The sequence below is a fragment of the Corynebacterium sp. HMSC067D03 genome, assembly GCF_001811185.1.
GTDB classification, from domain to species: Bacteria; Actinomycetota; Actinomycetes; order Mycobacteriales; family Mycobacteriaceae; genus Corynebacterium; species Corynebacterium coyleae.
In genome coordinates this window covers 117937-136457 of sequence record NZ_KV803781.1, presented here as the reverse complement: position 1 = coordinate 136457, position 18521 = coordinate 117937, and the positions used below count along the sequence as shown (strand labels likewise).

Below are 18521 nucleotides of genomic sequence, written 5' to 3'. Positions count from 1 at the left end.
GAAGCCGAGAAGGTCTACAAATGCCATGGCATGAACGCTAAGCAACCGCCTAACAACCGACAAGACCCAACAAAAAATCTGTGGATAACCCACCGACTCATGCCGGAAAGTTATCCACAGATTGGGCTGGGTCTTGACTTTTAGCGTTTGGTCACTTTGCCGGTCAGTTTCGCGAGTGGTGCTGCGAAGGATCCGCGGGCGAGGAACCATCCGAGCGCGGTGACGGCTACGGCGCCGAGGAATACCAAGGTGCCGGTCCAGGATGTGGAGTCTTGGGCGGCGAACATGGCGTTGAGGTTGGCGCGCAGGCCGGTCGTCGCAACGAGGAAAACGTGGATGACCATGAAGATGAGGAAGTAGATCATGGTGGGGAAGTGCACGGCGCGTGCCCACGCGACGGGCACCCCGTTCCACGTTTTCGGCCACATGGAGCTCATGCGGAAGCCGGATGCGATCGCGAGTGGTGAGGCGATGAATACGGTGGTGAAGTAGGCGAGTTCTTGCAGCGCGTTGTAGTGGACCCAGCCGTGTTCGTTAGGCCAGTCGAGCGCGAGGTATTGCAGTCCTGCGGAGATGGCGTTGGGGATGGCATCGATGCTGGTTGGCACGATGCGGACCCATTGGCCGGTGGCAAACAGTAGGATGTAGAACACTACGCCGAGTGCGACCCATGCGATGTCAAGGGTTTGGTGCAGCCATTGGGTCAAGGAAATCTTTTTGCCGTTGCGTTTCGACGTCCAGTAGCCCGCCGGCCGCTTCTCTCTGCGCACGTCGATGCCTGTTTTGACGATGAGCGCCATGAGGAACATGTTGAAGAAGTGGGCCCAGTTGAGCCAGGCGGGGAAGCCGACGGGGGCGTTGTCGGGTAGTGGCTGCATTCCGTCGTAACGTGCGACGAAGTCGGCGCCGGTGTCGGTGCCGATGAACCAGCGTGCGCCGAGGAATGCTGCGATGACCAGTACGAGGGCTGGAATGAGCCATCGCTTATCGACGACCCCACGCCCCGCCGGTACCTCCACCGGCGCCGGCGCTGCGGCTGCCGGTGCTGCCGGAGCCGAATCGGGCTCGGGCGTTGGCGTGGCGTCGGCGGTTGTTGCGGCCGCTGGTGCAGCCGTCGGTGCTGGAGCTGGTGCGGCTTCGGGCTCTGGCGGTGCGGGCACGTGGACGGTGCCGGCGGGCGGCCAGGCTTCGCCACCTGTGACGCGGGGGAGACCACGGCGCAGGGGAACTTCGACGGTGTTTGCGGGGGTTGCAGCTGGAGCATTGGCCTGATCGGCTGCGTCGGCTGTGCTAGTCGTAGCAGCGTCAGGCTCGCTCGGTGTCGCTGTGGACGGAGCCGCAGCAGCGCCCGCAGCGCCTGCGAAGGCAGCGACGGCGGTGGCCGGTGGCCAGGGTTCACCACCCGGGGTACGAGGTAGGCCCTGGCGCAAACCGGTGGTGGGCGAGGAAGCAGACACAGTGGCAGGCGCCGCGACAGGCTCAGCGGGTGCGCAGGTGGTCGGGGTGGTGGGGTCGTCGATGAGCGGGGGCCATGGTTCGCCGCCGGGAACACGGGGCAGGCCGCGTCGAAGTTGGGGCATTACTTACGAGCCTCGATCTCGGAGATGATCTGTGGGACGACGTCGAAGAGGTCGCCGATGATGCCGAAGTCAGCGATGTCGAAGATGGGGGCATCCTCGTCATTGTTGATGGCGACGATGGTGTCGGCGGTTTGCATGCCCACCAGGTGTTGGACAGCGCCGGAGATGCCGATGCCGATGTAGAGCTTCGGGCTGACCAGTACGCCGGTTTGGCCGATTTGGGCTTCGTAGGCGACTTGGTCTTCGTCGACGGCGGAGCGGGTGGCGCCGACGGCGGCGCCGAGGGTGTCCGCGAGCCCGCCGACGAGTTCTTCGAACATGTCGGCGTCGCCGAGCGAGACGCCACCGGCAACGACCTTGTCTGCGGTGAGCAGGTCGGGGCGGGTGGAGGTGCGCTCGACCGGCGTGACGGAGACGACCTCGGCGGTGCGTGCGCCGGAGGTTTCGACGTTGAGGTCGCGCACCTCAGGCGTTGCGACGGCAGCGGCGCGGGTTTCCACAGCACCGGGGCGCACGGTGATGATCGGTGCGGAGTGGGTGGCAGCGGCAGTCGCGGTGTAGGCGCCGCCGAAGTTCTGGTGGTCGGTGACGATGCCTTCTGCGTCTCGACGAACCGCCACCGCGTCGGTCAACAGCGCCTTGCCTGCGCGCACGGCTACACGGCCGGCGGTTTCGCGCCCGCGCACGGTGTGGGAAAACAACACGGCGGCGGGGTTGAGGGTGGTGAGGGCGGTGGTGGTGGCGTCGACAAGTGGGGCGTCGGAAACCAGCACCGTGGCCGCGCCGAGGGTGCTGAGGGCGTCGGCGTGGGTGCGGTCGTCGATAAGAACGATGGGGGTGCCGATTTCGGAGGCCGCGCCGATGAGTTCGGCGGCGTGGGGGTCGAGGCTGCCGTCGTGGGAGCGGTCCGGGACAACGAGAATTTCAGTCATGGGTGCTCCTTAAATGAGGTTTTTGGATTCGAGGAAGTCGACAAGTTTCGCGGCGGCGGTGGAGTTGGCGTCGATGATTTCGCCGCGCTCGCGTGCCGGGCGCTTGTCAATGGCGACCATGATGGCGCGCGGGTGGGTGAAATCTTCCGCGTCGATGTCCAGGTCGGCGAGTGTGAGCGTGTTGAGCTCCTTCTTCTTCGCCGCCATGAGTCCCTTGAAGTTGGGGTAGCGGGGGTCGGCGAACTCGTCGGCAACAGCGACGACGGCCGGAAGGTCGGCGCGCAGTTCGACGATCGCGCCGTCGGAAGCCTGGGTGGCGGTGGCGGTTGTGCCGTCGACGGTCAGTTCCGTCAGGTTGGTCAGTACGGGCCAGTTCAGGTGTTCGGCGATCATGGGGGCGACGACGCCGGTGCCGCCGTCGGAGGACATGTTGCCCGTGACGACGAGGTCGTAACCGTTCTTGCGAATCAACGCCGCAAGCACCTCGGCGGTGAGGGTGGCGTCGGCGCCGGTCAGGGCGTCGTCGGAAACGATGTAGGCCTCGGTGGCGCCCATGGCGATGCCGCGGCGGATCGAATCGGCAGACGTTTCGGGGCCGACGCTGAGGATTTCGACCACGGTGTCGTCGTCAAGTGCTTCCGCGATGCGTAGCGCTGCTTCGACGGCGCGTTCGCCAACTTCGTCGGCAACAACGTCGCCGGAGCGGTCGGTCAGACCAGTCTCCAGGTTCATTTCGCGGTCGCTGTAGGTGTCCGGCACCTCTTTCAGCAGCACGGCAATACGCACGGCCACTCCTTATAGGTAGGGGGTAGGCAATCGTGCGCAGTCTAGCGCACGCCTAAAAGTCGAATCCCCCGAAGTCGAAGCCGCCGCCGAAGTCACCCATGTCTCCGCCGAAATCGCCACCGCCCATGTCACCCATGTCACCCATATCTCCCATGTCGCCCATGCCCTCGGCGCCAGCAGCGTCGCCGAGACCGCCAGCCTCAAACGCTTCGGGTGCGGCAGCGCCGGACATGCCGGCGAACATGGTGGAGTAGAACATCATCGACGACGCAGCCCACATGCCCGTCATCATCGCTGGGGCCCACCAGGCGGTGGAATACCAGCCAGCAGGAACGGGGCGGCCTGCGACGGCTCCGCCGGGGTAGTAGTGCGGGGTCGCCTCGGTGGCTACGGGCGATGCGGTAACAACGGTGCCGTCTTCTTGGCGCACGCTGCGCTGTTCAGTCACGCGGCCTGCCTGGCGCTGGCCTTCCAACTCTGGCAGCGCAGGACCGGCGGGAAGCCCCATGATTTCGCGCGCGGCGTTGACGTAGTGCAGGCCCTCGAGCGCGGATTCGCGGGCGAGCATGGCCTGCTTTGGCGTGCGGGCGTCGGCAAGACCTGCGCTTGCTGCGTTGAAGCGCTCGGAGGCGTCGGCCATGGCCTGGGTGGAGGCGGCGTCGTTGCCGGAGAGGTTCAGCACCTGCGAGCCGAGGCGGTCGGTCCATCGCTTGGCGTCGGCGTAGGCGTCGTCGAAAGAAATCTGCACCTGCTGGCGCGATTGCACTTGACGACGACCGCCACCACCCATCGTGGGCAGCATGATCAACGCACCAATAGCAAAGACGATGAGCAACAGACCGAGCATGGCTCCTCCTAAAATTCGTTGTTGTTTGGTTCAACGGGTGAACCTGCGCTAAAGTTCCGAGCAGCCGTTAAGGCAGCGTTTCTACGCATGGGAATGTCGTATAGTGGCTAATACCTCAGCCTTCCAAGCTGAAGACGCGGGTTCGATTCCCGTCATTCCCTCCACGTTTGACCACCGGTTCTGCATGCAGAACCGGTTTTCTTCTACCCCGATGTGACCCCGCTTTGATCGCCCGCTACAATGATCAACCTGAACCGCTTGAGTGGTTACTGATTCGGTTCATACCGTGGCGGTTTTGCCGCCTACGGGGCGTGGCGCAGTTTGGTAGCGCACCTGCTTTGGGAGCAGGGGGTCGCAGGTTCAAATCCTGTCGCCCCGACAAAGGCGGGCCCGTTTTGTACGGGCCCGCCACTTATAAGCACTGAAACTCGTTGATGGAAACAAGTACAGGAGAAACCCGTGAAGACTAACGTCGAAAAGCTCAGCGACACCCGCGTTAAGCTCAACGTCAGCGTGCCGTTCGACGAGCTTGGCCAGGAGATCGACCAGGCATACAAGGCGATCTCCCAGCAGGTCAACATTCCGGGCTTCCGTCGAGGCAAGGCTCCGCGCCAGCTGATCGACGCTCGTTTCGGCCGCGGTCCGATCCTGGAGCAGGTTGTCAACGACATGCTGCCGACCCGGTACGAGCAGGCTCTGGCAGAGAACGACCTGAACCCGCTGGGCCAGCCGGAGATTGAGGTCACCAAGATCGAGGACAACGACGTTGTCGAGTTCACCGCTGAGATCGACGTTCGTCCGGAGATTGAGGTGCCGGACTTCTCCAAGATTGAGGTCACTGTTCCGGAGCTCAAGGTTGACGACGAGGCTGTTGACGCCGAGCTCGACTCCCTGCGCGAGCGTTTCGGTGAGCTCAAGGACACCAAGCGCAAGATGAAGACCGACGACTTTGCGGTCATCGACCTTGAGGCTTCTATCGACGGCGAGAAGCTCGACGACGCTTCCGCTGAGGGCCTGACCTACCGCGTCGGCGCCGACGACCTGATGAAGGGTCTGGACACCGCTCTGCGTGGCATGAAGACCGGCGAGGACAACGAGTTCGAAACCGAGATCCAGTACGGCGAGAACAAGGGCAAGAAGGCGACCGTCAAGGTCCACGTCCAGCAGACCAAGGAGCGCAAGCTTCCGGATCTTGACGACGAGTTCGTCCAGATGGCGTCCGAGTTCGACACCGTCGACGAGCTGCGTGAGTCCACCCGCGAGCAGGTTGAGGAGAACGCGAAGGCGAAGCAGGCTGCTGACATTCGCGACGAGGTCCTCAAGGCTGCCCTCGCCCAGGTTGAGTTCGCGCTGCCGGAGTCGATCGTCGACGAGCAGGTGCACAACCAGCTCCACCAGCTGCTCGGCCAGATGGCTCACGACGAGAACGCACTGGCGCAGCTGCTTGAGGCGCAGGGCACGACCCGCGAAGAGTTTGACAAGGAGTCCCGCAAGCAGGCTGAAGAGTCCGTGCGCACCCAGCTGTTCCTCGACGCTGTCGCAGAGGAAGAGCAGCCGGAGGTTTCCCAGCAGGAGCTCACCGACCACATCCTGTTCACCGCACAGTCCTACGGCATGGACCCGAACCAGTTCGTGGCTCAGCTGCAGCAGTCCGGCCAGATCGCGAACCTGTTCTCCGACGTGCGTCGCGGCAAGGCCCTCGCCGCCGCTATCTCTCGCACCTCGGTGAAGGATGAGGCTGGCAACAAGGTTGACCCGAACGATTACTTCGGTGAGATCGAGGAAGAGGACGAGGCTGCTGAGGAGCAGTAACCCCCTCTAAACCAAGGGTTTTTGGGCGGCCGGAAGCGAACTTTCGCTTCCGGCCGCTTTTTGTTTGGGGGCGTGGGGTCGTCGATAAGAATTGGCCGTACGCCGGTAGCGAACAAGGTTCAACTCCCTCGCGCGCGCGAGTAGGGTGGTGGCGTTACACGACGAACTAGCGAAGGAGCATCTGTTATGACTTCCCCGACTCAAGGTATGAACCTGGGAGACTCGGTGTACGAGCGCCTCCTGCGGGAGCGCATTATTTTCCTGGGTCAGCAGGTGGATGATGAGATTGCCAACAAGCTTTGCGCCCAGATTCTGCTGCTGTCGGCTGAGGATCCGACGCGCGACATCAGTCTTTACATCAACTCGCCGGGCGGTTCGGTGACCGCAGGTATGGCGATTTACGACACGATGAAGTACTCCCCGTGCGACATCGCTACCTACGGCATGGGTCTGGCTGCTTCCATGGGCCAGTTCCTGCTGTCTGGCGGCACGAAGGGCAAGCGTTACGCGCTGCCGCACGCACGCATCATGATGCACCAGCCCTCCGCAGGTGTTGGCGGCACTGCTGCTGATATTGCGATCCAGGCTGAGCAGTTTGCCGCGACGAAGCGTGAGATGGCTGAACTTATCGCAGAGCACACCGGCCAGACCTTCGAACAGATCACGAAGGATTCGGACCGTGACCGTTGGTTTACCGCGATGGAGGCCAAGGAATACGGCATCGTGGACCACGTCATCGAGAATGCCGCCATGGCTGGCGAGCACGCGATTGGCGACTAAGGCAAGCAACGAGAAGAGGAGACTTTTACTATGACTTTCCAAATGCCCAGCTCCCGCTACGTGCTGCCGCAGTTCCTGGAGGAGACCAGCTTCGGCACGAAGCAGATTGATCCGTACGGCAAGCTGTTTGAGGAGCGCATTGTGTTCCTTGGCACCCAGGTTGATGACACGTCGGCGAACGACATCATGGCCCAGCTGCTGGTCCTGGAGTCCCAGGATCCGGACCGTGACATCACGATGTACATCAACTCCCCGGGTGGTTCGTTTACCGCGTTGATGGCGATTTACGACACGATGCAGTACGTCCGCCCCGACGTGCAGACGGTGTGCCTCGGCCAGGCTGCATCCGCCGCCGCAGTCATCCTGGCTGCCGGTGCGCCGGGTAAGCGTGCGGCGCTGCCGAACTCGCGTGTGCTGATCCACCAGCCGGCTACCCAGGGCACCCAGGGTCAGGTGTCGGACCTGGAGATCCAGGCGGCTGAGATCGACCGTATGCGTCGTCTCATGGAGAACACGCTGTCGCACCACACGGGCCGTACGCCAGAGCAGGTTCGTATTGATACCGACCGCGACAAGATCCTCACCGCTGAGGAAGCCGTGGAGTACGGGATCATCGACCAGGTCTTCGACTACCGCAAGCTCAACGGCTAAAAAGAAAGGCGCCCGTAAGGGCGCTTTTTAGCTTTACGACGACACCCTCACCGGCGTCGCACCACAACCACCTACTGTTCGGTTGGGGTTTCCACGACGTCGGCGGAGGTCGGCGCTGCGTCGTCGCAGAACTTCACTGCGTTACGGATGGCTTCTGGTGCGCCCTCGAAGTCGCCGCGCGACCAGCACACGCCGTCTGCGGTGTTTTGTGGGTCTACAGACGCCCAACCGTTGCCCCGTGCGACCCAGTAGTAGTCCTGACCGTCTGGTGTGACGGTGCGGGCCCATTCACGGTCGCAGAAGGTGCTGTATTCGTCGCTGGCGCCCTGCGAGCCTTGTGCGGGCCATGCGCAGGCTGCCCCCGGCTCGTCCGGTGCGGGAGCGACCTCTGGCTCGCGTGCGGAACCGCCGGAGTTGCCGGATCCGCTCGAGCTGCGGCGACTGCTGCTGGACTTGGTGGACGTCTTCGACGAGGAGCTCGAGGAGCTCTTCGTGGTTGTGGACGAGGAGGTTGTGGTCTCGTCGTCCTCCTCGGAGGTGGTGGTCGTCGGGGTTGGGGTGGCTGTTGTGCTGGTTTGGGGGAAATCCAGCACCGGTTCAGCAATGCGTGCCTCGTCGTCCGAGCCGCCGCAGGCGGAAAGCGCCGGGACGGCGATGAGCGCTGCGGCGATGGTGGCAAGTGCGCGGCTGCGTTTCACGGGTACGGATTTCCTTTCAGACACATCAAAGAATGTGTCTAGGCTAGCTGATCGTTCCGAGGACAATGCGCTTAGTTTAGTCCCACCGCGTTTTGGGTGCGTGGGACGGGAACAGGGATGTGTCGTCGTGCGTTGTAGGGTGTGGGGTTCAGCACCCACTAGACTTGGGGAAGATTTCGGCGAGGGAACGGGAGTAGATACGCGCATATGGCCACTACGCATGACAGCGCTAGCCTTCTGAAGTGCTCTTTCTGCGGCAAAAGCCAGCAGCAGGTCCGCAAACTGATTGCGGGCGGAGGCGTCTACATTTGCGACGAATGCATCGAGCTGTGCAACGAGATCATCGAAGAGGAGCTCGCCGGCGCAGAACGCCAGGAGGAATCAGGAGAGCGTTTGCCGCGCCCTTCGGAGATCACTGCGTTTCTGGACGAGTATGTGATCGGCCAGGATGCGGCCAAGCGCACGCTTGCTGTGGCTGTGTACAACCACTACAAGCGCATTAAGGCGGAGGAGTCGAACCTTTCGGCCCGTGCGAAGGACGAGGAAGTGGAGATTTCCAAGTCCAACATCTTGCTGCTTGGCCCGACGGGTTCTGGCAAGACCTATCTCGCGCAGACGCTGGCGCGCATGTTGAATGTGCCGTTTGCGATCGCGGATGCCACCAGCCTGACCGAGGCTGGCTATGTCGGCGAGGACGTGGAGAACATTCTGCTGAAGTTACTGCAGGCGGCAGACTTCGATGTGAATCGTGCGCAGCACGGCATCATTTACGTCGACGAGGTGGACAAGATTTCCCGCAAGTCCGAAAACCCGTCGATTACCCGCGACGTTTCGGGTGAGGGCGTGCAGCAGGCGCTGCTGAAGATCCTGGAGGGCACGGTTGCGTCCGTGCCACCACAGGGTGGACGTAAGCACCCAAACCAGGAGTTCATCCAGATGGACACGTCGAACATCCTGTTCATCGTGGCCGGCGCGTTCGCTGGCCTGGACAAGGTGATCGCGGAGCGCGTGGGCAAGAAGGGCATCGGCTTCGGGGCGGAGATCGATTCGAAGTCGGAGCGCGACGAGGCGAACATGATGGCGCAGGTGCAGCCGGGCGACCTGGTGAAGTTCGGCCTGATCCCCGAGTTCATTGGCCGTTTGCCGATCATCGCGCACGTCGATGATCTGGACCGCGACTCGATGAAGCGCGTGCTTACGGAGCCGAAGAACTCGTTGGTGAAGCAGTACAAGCGCCTGTTCGCGATGGACGGCGCGGAGTTGACGGTGACCGACGAGGCGCTCGGTGTGATCGCGGACAAGGCGGCGGAGCGCAAGACCGGTGCGCGTGGCCTGCGTGCGATTATGGAGGAACTGCTCGTTCCGGTGATGTACGAGTTGCCGGATCGTGACGGCATCGCTGAGGTTGTGCTGGATGAGGCAGCCGCTCGCGGGGAGGGCGAACCGAAGTTCATTGAAGAAGAAAAGCAGCGCTCCGCGTAACGCAGTTCTGCTTAGACTAGGCCGCCGTCGTCGCTGTAGACGTCGGCGGTTTCTTCTTCCGCAGTGGGGGTGGGTTCGAGGTAGGACTCGTAGCCGGAGTAGGGGATGTTGGACGTGAGGAACGTCAGCACGGTGTCGATGACCATGCGGCGCATGCCGTCGACGTTGCGGCGGCTTGCAAAGTCCACGTCGCTGACGCTCAGTGCGGTCAGGCTGTTGCCCACGCGGAAGAAACACAGCGATGCGACCAGCGTGAGCAGATCGACAGCGGAGATACCTGGGCGGAATGCTCCCGCGTCTTGGCCTGCGAGCAACAGACGTTCAACGTGGAGGAGTACTTCGTTCTCGCTGACAAGCGCTGCGGCGTCTTCTTCGGCGGCGACGGGGTCGAGGTTTTCACGCAGGACGAGGCGCACACCGTCGGGGTGGTCCAAAAACGCGTGGTAGAGGGCGTCGATGTAGCGGCGCATCCCCTCGACGGGGGCGGCGTAGGAGCGGGTGGCGATGTCCTGAGGCGGGGTGATGCGAGCACTTGCCACCTTGAGCGCTGCGAGGTACAAGCCGCGCTTGTTACCAAAGTGGTAGTGGATCATGCGCTTGCTCATGCCCGTGGTGCGTGCAAGCGCGTTGAGTTTGACGTCGTCGTAACCGTTGTGGGCAAACGCGACAATCGCGGCATCGACGACAGCACCGGGGGAAGGGGAGGTGGCAGTCTCGGGTGCGGCGGTGTCGGCCATGTCCGTGGGCTCCCTTTCGGTGTGGCTCGGTGTGGTGGGGTCGTCGATACGCTTCTTTGCTTCTTCTCATCGTGCACCACTTGGCAGATCAGTGGCGCAGTACCGGCCAATGTTGCCCCCTGTGGGGGTAGGTTGAAGGGGAAACAGAAACAGAAAGAGGAGGCCTCATCATGTCCCAGACCCCCGCAAACGTCGTTGTTACCGGCGCAGCAGGCAACATTGCGTACTCGTTGCTGTGGCGCGTGGCAGCAGGCGACGTCTTCGGCCCCGATCGTCCGGTGAACCTGACGCTGCTGGAGATCCCGGAGGCGGTGCGCGCGGCTGAGGGCACGGCAATGGAGCTCAACGACTCGGCGCTGCCGCTTCTGAACAAGATCACGGTGACCGACGACGCAAACAAGGCATTCGACGGTGCGCAGGCGGCGTTCCTGGTGGGGGCGAAGCCGCGCGGCAAGGGGGAGTCGCGCGCGGACATGCTGGCTGCAAACGGCAAGATTTTCATCGGACAGGGGCAGGCGATCAACAACGGTGCTGCGGATGACGTCCGCGTGCTGGTGGTCGGCAACCCGGCGAACACGAATGCCTACATTGCGAACAAGGCGGCGCCGGATGTGCCAGCGGATCGCTTCAACGCGCTGATGCGTTTGGACCACAACCGTGCGCTGTCGATGCTCTCCCAGCAGCTCGGGGTGTCCTCGACTGCCATTGAGCACCTGACGGTGTGGGGCAACCACTCGGATACGCAGTTCCCGGACATCACCTACGCCACGGTGGACGGCAACCCGGTTGAGGTGGATCGCGCCTGGTATACCGACGAGTTCATCCCGCGCGTGGCCAAGCGTGGCGCGGAGATCATCGAGGTGCGCGGTAAGTCCTCGGCGGCGTCTGCAGCGTCGGCGTCGGTGGATCACATGCGCGACTGGGTACAGGGCACGGCTGGCAAGTGGACGACGGCTGCGTTGCCGTCGACGGGCCAGTACGGCGTGGACGAAGGGCTTGTGTTCGGCTTCCCGGTGACGGGTGAAAATGGTGCGTGGGAGGTCGTCGAAAAGCTGGAGCTCAGCGACGATCAGCGGGCGCGTATCAGCGCCAACATCACCGCCTTGAAGGACGAGGCGGCGATCGCCGACAAGCTGTTCTAGGTAGCTCGTTAAGATAGGTCGCGTGACTGACAAAAATCTGAACCGCACTGACGCGCTGCCGAAGTCGTGGGAGCCCAGCGACCACGAACGCGACCTCTACGAAGGCTGGGTCAAGGCAGGCTATTTCACTGCCGACGCCCACTCTGACAAGCCTGCGTACTCCATCGTGCTGCCGCCGCCAAACGTGACGGGTCAGCTGCACATGGGCCATGCGCTCGACCACACGCTGATGGACTCCCTGGTGCGCCGCAAGCGCATGCAGGGCTACGAGGTGCTGTGGCTGCCGGGCATGGACCACGCAGGCATTGCCACCCAGACCAAGGTCGAGGCGAAGCTCAAGGCCGAAGAAGGCAAGGACCGCTACGACTACGGCCGTGAAGAGTTCATCGACCGGGTGTGGGAGTGGAAGGAGCAGTACGGTGGCACGATCACCTCGCAGATGCGTGCGATCGGCGATTCCGTCGACTGGTCCCGCGAGCGCTTCACGCTGGACGAGGGCCTGTCGCGCGCCGTCCAGACCATTTTCAAGCAGCTCTACGACCGCGGCCTGGTCTACCGCGATTACCGCCTGGTCAACTGGTCGCCGGTGCTGGAGACCGCCGTGTCCGACATTGAGGTCGTGTACAAGGATGTCGAGGGCGAGTTCGTCTCTATCCGCTACGGCTCGCTCAACGACGACGAGCCGCACCTGATCGTCGCCACCACCCGTGTGGAGACGATGCTGGGCGACGTCGCCATCGCCGTTCACCCTGACGACGAGCGCTACTCACACCTCATCGGCGAAGTCTTCGAGCACCCACTGCGCGAAGGCATGCAGGTCAAGGTCATTGCCGACGACTACGTGGACATGGAACTCGGCACCGGTGCGGTGAAGATCACCCCGGCGCACGACCCGAACGACTACGAGATGGGTCTGCGCCACGACCTTGAGATGCCGATCATCATGGACGAGAAAGGTCGCATCGCCGATACCGGCACCAAGTTTGACGGCATGAGCCGCGAAGAAGCCCGCGTCGCCGTGCGTGAGGCACTGGCTGAGCAGGGCCGCATTGTCAAGGAAGTGCGCCCGTACGTCCACTCCGTGGGCCACTCGGAACGCTCCGGCGAGCCGATCGAGCCGCGTCTGTCCCTGCAGTGGTTTGTCAAGGTCGATGAGCTGGCCAAGATGTCCGGCGACGCCGTGCGCGAAGGCGACACTAAGATCCACCCGGAAAGCATGGAGAAGCGCTACTTCGACTGGGTGGACAACATGCACGACTGGACCATTTCGCGCCAGTTGTGGTGGGGTCACCGCATCCCGATCTGGTACGGACCGGAGGACGAAAACGGCGAGCGCGACGTGGTCTGCGTCGGCCCGGACGAAGAGCCGCCGGCAGGCTACGAGCAGGATCCGGACGTTTTGGATACCTGGTTCTCGTCGGCGCTGTGGCCGTTTTCCACGATGGGTTGGCCGGACAAGACCCCGGATTTGGAGAAGTTCTTCCCAACCACCGTGTTGGTTACCGCCTACGACATCTTGTTCTTCTGGGTTGCCCGCATGATGATGTTCGGCACCTTCGCAGGCCAGACCACCCCGGAGATCCTGGGCGAAGGCAAGGATGGCCGCCCGCAGATCCCGTTCGAGCACCTGTACCTGCACGGCCTGGTGCGCGACGAGAAGGGCCGCAAGATGTCGAAGTCCTTGGGCAACGGCATCGACCCGATGGATTGGGTGGAGCAGTACGGTGCGGACGCGCTGCGCTTCGCCCTGGCTCGTGGTGCGAACCCGGGTGTGGACCTGCCGATTGGCGACGACCACGCCACCGCCGCCCGCAACTTTGCCACCAAGCTGTTTAACGCCACCAAGTTCGCGCTCATGAACGGCGCGCGCGTGGACGCGTTGCCTGCACGCGAGGTGCTGACCGACGCTGACCGTTGGATCCTGGATCGAGCCGAGGAAGTCCGCGCCAAGGTGGATGCTTACCTGGACGATTACCAGTTTGCCAAGGCCAACGAGGCGCTTTACCACTTCGCGTGGGATGAGCTGTGTGACTGGTACCTGGAGATCGCCAAGACCCAGATCCCGCGGGACGAGGCTGACGCCTCGTCGGAAGAGAAGGACCGTGGCGAGAACACCAAGGTGGTTCTCGGCCGTGTGATCGATGTTGTGCTGCGCCTGCTGCACCCGACGATGCCGTTTATCACCGAGGTGCTGTGGAAGGCGCTGACTGGCGGCGAGACGGTGACGCTCGCGCCGTGGCCGACCGCAGAGGACACCAACGGTGGTGCCGCGACCGATGAGGACGCTCGCCGTCGCATCGAAGATTCCATCAAGCTCATTACCGAGCTGCGTCGCTTCCGCTCTGATCAGGGTGTGAAGCCGTCGCAGAAGGTGCCGGCTCGCCTGGACTTCGCTTCGGCTGATCTGGTTGGCCAGGAGGCGATGGTGCGCCAGATTGCGAAGGTGACGGCGCCGGAGGATGACTTTGAGGCCTCGGCAAGCATTGAGATGCGCCTGAGCAAGGTCAACCTGGACGTCGCGTTGGATACGTCCGACACCGTCGATGTCGCTGCGGAGCGCAAGCGCCTGGAAAAGGAGCTTGCGGCGGCGCAGAAGGAGCTCGACACCACTGGCGGGCAGCTCGCCAATGAGCAGTTCTTGGCTAATGCGCCGGCGCAGGTCGTCGAGAAGATCAAGGCGCGTCAGAAGGTCGCACAGGAAGAGTTTGAGCGCGTCACGGCTCGTCTTGAGGCGCTGAAGTAATGGCGGATAAGTCGTTCGACCCGGAAGCGCGGGCAGCGTACGAGGCACTTCGAGCACAGCTTGGCGACGACGCCCTCGAGGGCATCGACATCGCCGACCTCGAATCCGGCCGTGACACCGACTTCGGCCACCTGGAGATGACCGATCACGGCATCACGCTCAACCTGGCCGACATGTCGGCCGAAAGTGGCGCGGATGCCGCCGATGCGGACAGCGACGAGCCCGCGCCCAGCTTGGCGCCGGAGGGGGACCACCCGGACTTTGACACGGTGGTTGCCAAGTTGGATGCGCGTGCGGCGGCGAACGACCCGAACCCGTCGCTGGATCGCATTGCGATGCTGATGGATCTGCTGGGCACGCCCCAGCAGTCCTTCAACGTCATTCACGTGGCGGGCACGAACGGCAAGACGTCGACGGCGCGTATGGCGGAGTCGATCCTTCGCGCGCTGAACCGTCGCACGGGGTTGTTCACCTCGCCTGAGTTGGAGCGTGTCACCGAGTGCATCCTCATCGACGGGGAGGAAATTTCCCAGACCCGTTTCGTGGATGTCTGGCGCGACATTGAGCCGTACGTGGACATGGTGGACGCGCACTTCCGCGAGCGCGGCGAGGCGGAGATGAGCCGTTTCGAGCTGCTTGTCGGCATTGCGTACGCGGCGTTTGCGGACGCACCCGTGGATGTTGCGATCGTCGAGGTCGGCATGGGCGGCACCTGGGATGCGACGAACGTGGTGGAGGCGGACGTGTCCGTCATCACCCCGATCGGTATCGACCACCAGCGTTTCCTCGGCGAGACGATTGAGGAGATCGCCGCGCACAAGGCCGGCATCATCAAGGCGCGTGAGCGCGACGGCTACGGACCGGCGGAAAACATCGCCATCGTTGCTGAGCAGGAGCCGGAGGCGATGCAGGTCATCCTGGAGCGCGCGGTGGAAACCGGCGCTGCGGTGGCGCGACAGGGGCGCGACTTTACTATCGACGACTCCTCCGTCGCCGTCGGCGGCCAGCAACTGTCGCTGCAGGGCCTTGGCGGAGTCTACGACGACATTTTCTTGCCGCTTTCCGGCGCACACCAGGCAGAGAACGCTTCGGTGGCGCTGGCTGCGGTGGAGAGTTTCTTCGGCGTGTCCCGCGAGCACCCGTTGGATATGGATTCGGTGCGCCAGGGCTTCGCGGAGGTGAAGGTGCCTGCGCGCGTGGAGCGTGTGCTGGGTGATCCGGTGGTGCTCATCGACGCCGCCCACAACCCCCACGGCGCGGCCACGCTTGCCGAGGCGATACAGCGCGACTTCAACTACCAGTCCGTCATCGGCGTGGTGTCCATCTTCGCGGACAAGGATGCTCGCGCGATGCTGGCAGCGCTCGAGCCGGTGCTCGCGGATGTGGTGATCACCCAGAACACCGACCGGCGCGCGATGGACGCTTACGAGTTGGCGGAGATGGCCTACGAGATCTTCGGCGATGAGCGTGTGCGTGTCGACGACAACCTGCCCTCGGCGATCGAACTCGCCATCGAGTTGGCCGAGGAGGAAGGCCCCGAAGGCGTCGGTGTGCTCATCACCGGCTCCGTTGCCACCGCAGGTCAGGCGCGCACCTACCTGCGTTCGTCGCGGGGTGTGCAGTGACCGCGCACCTGCTGTTGCCTGGCACGGCGCCTGTGATTGTTACGGCGCCGCACGCCGTTGAGCAGCAGCGCGACGGCAAGATCAAGCTTGCGGAGCCCGCGACCCGTTGGCTCGCGGAGCAACTCCACGAGCACGTAGGCGCGACAGCGTTGATCAAGACCGACGCGGATAAGGCGGATCCGAACTCGGACGAGCACAGTCCGTTCCGGGACGTCGCGGTGCGCGAGGTCGAGCAGCGTGGGATCGTTGCGGGCATCGACTTGCACCAGATGAACCCGGACCGGCCCGATCAGGTAATCCTGGGAACCGGTCGCGGGCGCAACATCCACGACGATTGGCGGGTGCGCGACATTGTGGTCGCCGAGTTCAACGCGTGCGGGGTGCCCGTGCTTGTCGACGAAATCTTTCCCGCAATGGGACTTCACCGCGTGTCCTCCGACGTCGCGCTGCGTACCAACATCCCATACGTGCAAGTGGAGATGAACAGTGCTGCGCTCGACGAGGGGCCGCGCGAACACATGCTCGCTGCGTTGACGCGCATCGTGCAGCGCTTTGCGGAGGAATTGGCGTGAAACCGACCTGGCTGGTGACCAACCGATGGCTGCACTGGGACAAGTTTGAGTGGCAGTTCGACCAGATCATCGGGGCATCACACGGCCAGATTGAGCGTGTGACCACCGACTACGCAGTTACTCATTTGGAGGACCTTCCCGAGGTGGCCTTCATCATGGATAAGGATGTCGCCGCGGTTGCGCAGTTGGAGGCGTTCGGGGTCAGGTGCGTGAATTCGTCGCAAAGCATTGCGCTGTGCGACAACAAGGCGTACACGCATGCGGCGCTGACTCGGGCGGGGATCGCGCACCCGAAAACGATCACCGCGCCGCTGGTGTACCGCAACCTCGAGACGGAGGAATGGGCGAACAGCGAGTTTCTCGCCGCCGTCGAATATGCCCTGGGGTTTCCGGCGGTGGCGAAACATGCCGTTGGGTCGTGGGGCAGCGGGGTGTTTCTTGTAAATAGCCGCGACGAGCTCATCGACGTGCTGCGTGAGGCGTACCCCTCACCGGTGATTGTGGAGGAGTACGTTGCCGGCTCGCACGGCCGCGACGCGCGGATCTACATGGTGGGCGACACGCCTGTCGCGGCGATGCGGCGCTTTGGCCAAGGTGGAGATTTCCGCGCCAACATCACAGGTGGTGGGCGTGCGGAAGCCTGGCAGCCCCCGGCCGAATACGTCGACGTTGCGCGTGCCGCGATGACAGCGCTCGGGCTGGATATTGGGTCGGTGGACTTCCTTGACGCGCAAGAACCCCTGGTCGGCGAGGTGAACTCGAACGCGCAGTTTGCGTCGCTGACGGAAACCACCGGAATTGACGTCGCAGCAGCAGTCGTTGAATATCTGGAGCAACTATGACCGAGATGTACCTGCCGGCCCGTGAGGTGCGGCTCAACGGGAAGAAAGCCAGTGTGGCAACCTACCCGGTGAACTCGCTGGTCATCGGCCGGGATTGGCCGGGGTGGGAAGGGCTGAGCGATTACCACCCGGCGCTGTTGGACGGCACTACCGCAGTGCAGTTGATCAAGGGTGGTGCGGGCGAGGAGGCATCTGCAACCGCACGCATCCTCCGTGCCGTGCCTGACGGTGTCGCGTCGGTTCAGCCTGTGCACGCGGAGGTGTTTTCCACCAACGTGAAACAGCGCGCAGACAAGGCGGGCGATAGTTCGATCGTGATCAGCGAGTCCGTTCGCGCCCGGCTGCCGGAAGCGGAGCACTACCGGGTGGTATGCCCGTTTACCAGGTGCTCGTTCGTTGTCACCCGCGACGAGATCGAGACGTTCCCAGAAGGCGAATACTCCGACGGCACCATCAAGATTTCTCGTTATCAGCGCATCCTGTTGCGTCTGCACCCGCCGATGGACATCACAAAGGCGCATCGCGACGCTATCCCGCCAGAGCACCACACGCTCATTGACACCCACTACAAGGACAGGGGTGTTTGGCCGCGCGAGCGTATCGACGACATCGCGTACCCAGACCGCATCCAACTCAATAGGGCCCTTCGCGCAGCGAAATTCTTCGACATCATGGTCGTGCCGATGATCGAAGGGGAGGGCACGTCGGTGTTCGGGGACAACGAACGCTCCACCGCGCGCAAGAACCCGCTGCGCAGGTCGTGGTATTGGACCGCGAGGAAGCTCCTCGGTTCGCGTACCTACGTGATGCGGGTCGCTCGACCGAACGACATCGACGAGTCCCGCGCGGTAGTGCGCCTCACCGCGGATTCGATGCAGTCGTTGGGCATCGAGGATTCGGATATTGTGCGGCTGCGCTACGGCGACCGCACGATTGCGGCGCGTGCGATGGCGATTGTCGACGACACCCGTTTCCGCCAGAACTCTCACATCAGCGTCATCGAGCCACTCGATGCGGTGATTGGTATTCCATCGAAACTGCGCGGACAACTTGGTGTTCCGAGTATTAACGAGTCGGTGAAGGTGGACCGCGACGTCAACCACCTGCTGCGCAAAACCTTGAACGTGTACATTTTGTCGGCGCTCGCATGGCTGTTTACCGTGCTGCAGGTCATCCCGGAAGGTCCTCGGGCGACGATTGGCACCGTGGGGTTGTTCGTTCTCGCGCTGCCGTTCATTGTCTACCTTGCGGCGGCGCCGCGCCGGGCGCAGGTTATGGATGCCAGCTAGGTC

At 63.1% G+C, this 18521-nt stretch carries 16 protein-coding genes and 2 tRNA genes; 12 read left to right on the top strand and 6 right to left on the bottom strand.

Features of this window, described 5'->3' with window-relative positions:
• Positions 1–140: 140 nt before the first annotated feature.
• The 4 genes from HMPREF2785_RS01620 to HMPREF2785_RS01605 are packed head-to-tail and all read right to left on the bottom strand — an operon-like array spanning position 141 to position 4145.
• Positions 141–1580: a cytochrome b/b6 domain-containing protein gene (locus HMPREF2785_RS01620; RefSeq protein WP_083308813.1), complete on the bottom strand. Its 1440-nt coding sequence runs from the start codon at positions 1578–1580 to the stop codon at positions 141–143.
• Positions 1580–2512, bottom strand: a complete 933-nt coding sequence (locus HMPREF2785_RS01615; RefSeq protein WP_070614058.1) for an electron transfer flavoprotein subunit alpha/FixB family protein — start codon at positions 2510–2512, stop codon at positions 1580–1582. The genes HMPREF2785_RS01620 and HMPREF2785_RS01615 overlap by 1 nt, the downstream gene beginning before the upstream one ends.
• A gap of 9 nt (positions 2513–2521) precedes the next feature.
• Positions 2522–3298 carry an electron transfer flavoprotein subunit beta/FixA family protein gene (locus HMPREF2785_RS01610; protein ID WP_070614079.1) on the bottom strand — a complete coding sequence of 259 codons (777 nt, stop codon included), beginning with the start codon at positions 3296–3298 and terminating at the stop codon, positions 2522–2524.
• A gap of 52 nt (positions 3299–3350) precedes the next feature.
• A complete protein-coding gene (locus HMPREF2785_RS01605; RefSeq protein ID WP_070421289.1) occupies positions 3351–4145 on the bottom strand; it encodes a hypothetical protein in 795 nt (264 codons plus the stop codon).
• An 89-nt stretch (positions 4146–4234) separates the two neighbouring features.
• Between HMPREF2785_RS01605 and HMPREF2785_RS01600 the strand changes: the two genes are divergently transcribed.
• The 5 genes from HMPREF2785_RS01600 to HMPREF2785_RS01580 all read left to right on the top strand — a co-directional run bounded on the left by HMPREF2785_RS01600 (position 4235) and on the right by HMPREF2785_RS01580 (position 7388).
• A tRNA-Gly gene (locus tag HMPREF2785_RS01600) sits at positions 4235–4309 on the top strand.
• A 141-nt stretch (positions 4310–4450) separates the two neighbouring features.
• Positions 4451–4524 (top strand) — tRNA-Pro (locus HMPREF2785_RS01595).
• 80 nt (positions 4525–4604) lie between these two features.
• Complete coding sequence (gene tig, locus HMPREF2785_RS01590; protein WP_070614056.1) at positions 4605–5957, top strand: trigger factor; 1353 nt, start codon at positions 4605–4607, stop codon at positions 5955–5957.
• A 186-nt stretch (positions 5958–6143) separates the two neighbouring features.
• A complete protein-coding gene (locus HMPREF2785_RS01585) occupies positions 6144–6737 on the top strand; it encodes an ATP-dependent Clp protease proteolytic subunit (protein ID WP_070421293.1) in 594 nt (197 codons plus the stop codon).
• A 30-nt stretch (positions 6738–6767) separates the two neighbouring features.
• Positions 6768–7388, top strand: a complete 621-nt coding sequence (locus tag HMPREF2785_RS01580) for an ATP-dependent Clp protease proteolytic subunit (RefSeq protein WP_070421294.1) — start codon at positions 6768–6770, stop codon at positions 7386–7388.
• Between the two features lie 71 nt (positions 7389–7459).
• Here HMPREF2785_RS01580 and HMPREF2785_RS11920 read toward each other — a convergent pair whose 3' ends face one another.
• Positions 7460–8086: a hypothetical protein gene (locus HMPREF2785_RS11920; protein WP_070453688.1), complete on the bottom strand. Its 627-nt coding sequence runs from the start codon at positions 8084–8086 to the stop codon at positions 7460–7462.
• A gap of 207 nt (positions 8087–8293) precedes the next feature.
• On the opposite strand from HMPREF2785_RS11920, the gene clpX reads away from it, so the two are divergent.
• On the top strand, positions 8294–9568 hold the full coding sequence (gene clpX / locus HMPREF2785_RS01570) for an ATP-dependent Clp protease ATP-binding subunit ClpX (protein ID WP_070614054.1): 1275 nt from the start codon (positions 8294–8296) through the stop codon (positions 9566–9568).
• A gap of 11 nt (positions 9569–9579) precedes the next feature.
• Here clpX and HMPREF2785_RS01565 read toward each other — a convergent pair whose 3' ends face one another.
• A complete protein-coding gene (locus tag HMPREF2785_RS01565) occupies positions 9580–10305 on the bottom strand; it encodes a TetR/AcrR family transcriptional regulator (protein ID WP_070453686.1) in 726 nt (241 codons plus the stop codon).
• Between the two features lie 170 nt (positions 10306–10475).
• Here HMPREF2785_RS01565 and HMPREF2785_RS01560 point away from each other — a divergent pair, with 170 nt between their 5' ends.
• The 6 genes from HMPREF2785_RS01560 to HMPREF2785_RS01535 are packed head-to-tail and all read left to right on the top strand — an operon-like array spanning position 10476 to position 18518.
• Positions 10476–11447: a malate dehydrogenase gene (locus tag HMPREF2785_RS01560; protein ID WP_070614051.1), complete on the top strand. Its 972-nt coding sequence runs from the start codon at positions 10476–10478 to the stop codon at positions 11445–11447.
• A gap of 22 nt (positions 11448–11469) precedes the next feature.
• Positions 11470–14190: a valine--tRNA ligase gene (locus HMPREF2785_RS01555; RefSeq protein ID WP_070614049.1), complete on the top strand. Its 2721-nt coding sequence runs from the start codon at positions 11470–11472 to the stop codon at positions 14188–14190.
• Positions 14190–15815, top strand: coding sequence for a bifunctional folylpolyglutamate synthase/dihydrofolate synthase (locus HMPREF2785_RS01550; protein ID WP_070614047.1), 1626 nt, complete (start codon positions 14190–14192; stop codon positions 15813–15815). The genes HMPREF2785_RS01555 and HMPREF2785_RS01550 overlap by 1 nt, the downstream gene beginning before the upstream one ends.
• Positions 15812–16387 carry a hypothetical protein gene (locus HMPREF2785_RS01545; protein WP_070569660.1) on the top strand — a complete coding sequence of 192 codons (576 nt, stop codon included), beginning with the start codon at positions 15812–15814 and terminating at the stop codon, positions 16385–16387. The genes HMPREF2785_RS01550 and HMPREF2785_RS01545 overlap by 4 nt, the downstream gene beginning before the upstream one ends.
• On the top strand, positions 16384–17229 hold the full coding sequence (locus HMPREF2785_RS01540; RefSeq protein WP_070614045.1) for an ATP-grasp domain-containing protein: 846 nt from the start codon (positions 16384–16386) through the stop codon (positions 17227–17229). The genes HMPREF2785_RS01545 and HMPREF2785_RS01540 overlap by 4 nt, the downstream gene beginning before the upstream one ends.
• Entirely contained in the window at positions 17226–18518 is a 1293-nt protein-coding gene (locus HMPREF2785_RS01535; protein ID WP_070614042.1) for a hypothetical protein, read from the top strand. Before HMPREF2785_RS01540 ends, HMPREF2785_RS01535 begins: the two co-directional genes overlap by 4 nt.
• The last annotated feature ends 3 nt before the right edge of the window (positions 18519–18521 follow it).

What these genes read in the sequence shown, in the direction of transcription:
- HMPREF2785_RS01620 (WP_083308813.1), bottom strand. Translation starts at nt 1,580, where the DNA reads ATGCCCCAACTTCGACGCGGCCTGCCCCGTGTTCCCGGCGGCGAACCA.
- HMPREF2785_RS01615 (WP_070614058.1), bottom strand. Translation starts at nt 2,512, where the DNA reads ATGACTGAAATTCTCGTTGTCCCGGACCGCTCCCACGACGGCAGCCTC.
- HMPREF2785_RS01605 (WP_070421289.1), bottom strand. Translation starts at nt 4,145, where the DNA reads ATGCTCGGTCTGTTGCTCATCGTCTTTGCTATTGGTGCGTTGATCATG.
- HMPREF2785_RS01585 (WP_070421293.1), top strand. Translation starts at nt 6,144, where the DNA reads ATGACTTCCCCGACTCAAGGTATGAACCTGGGAGACTCGGTGTACGAG.
- HMPREF2785_RS01580 (WP_070421294.1), top strand. Translation starts at nt 6,768, where the DNA reads ATGACTTTCCAAATGCCCAGCTCCCGCTACGTGCTGCCGCAGTTCCTG.
- clpX (WP_070614054.1), top strand. Translation starts at nt 8,294, where the DNA reads ATGGCCACTACGCATGACAGCGCTAGCCTTCTGAAGTGCTCTTTCTGC.
- HMPREF2785_RS01565 (WP_070453686.1), bottom strand. Translation starts at nt 10,305, where the DNA reads ATGGCCGACACCGCCGCACCCGAGACTGCCACCTCCCCTTCCCCCGGT.
- HMPREF2785_RS01560 (WP_070614051.1), top strand. Translation starts at nt 10,476, where the DNA reads ATGTCCCAGACCCCCGCAAACGTCGTTGTTACCGGCGCAGCAGGCAAC.
- HMPREF2785_RS01550 (WP_070614047.1), top strand. Translation starts at nt 14,190, where the DNA reads ATGGCGGATAAGTCGTTCGACCCGGAAGCGCGGGCAGCGTACGAGGCA.
- HMPREF2785_RS01535 (WP_070614042.1), top strand. Translation starts at nt 17,226, where the DNA reads ATGACCGAGATGTACCTGCCGGCCCGTGAGGTGCGGCTCAACGGGAAG.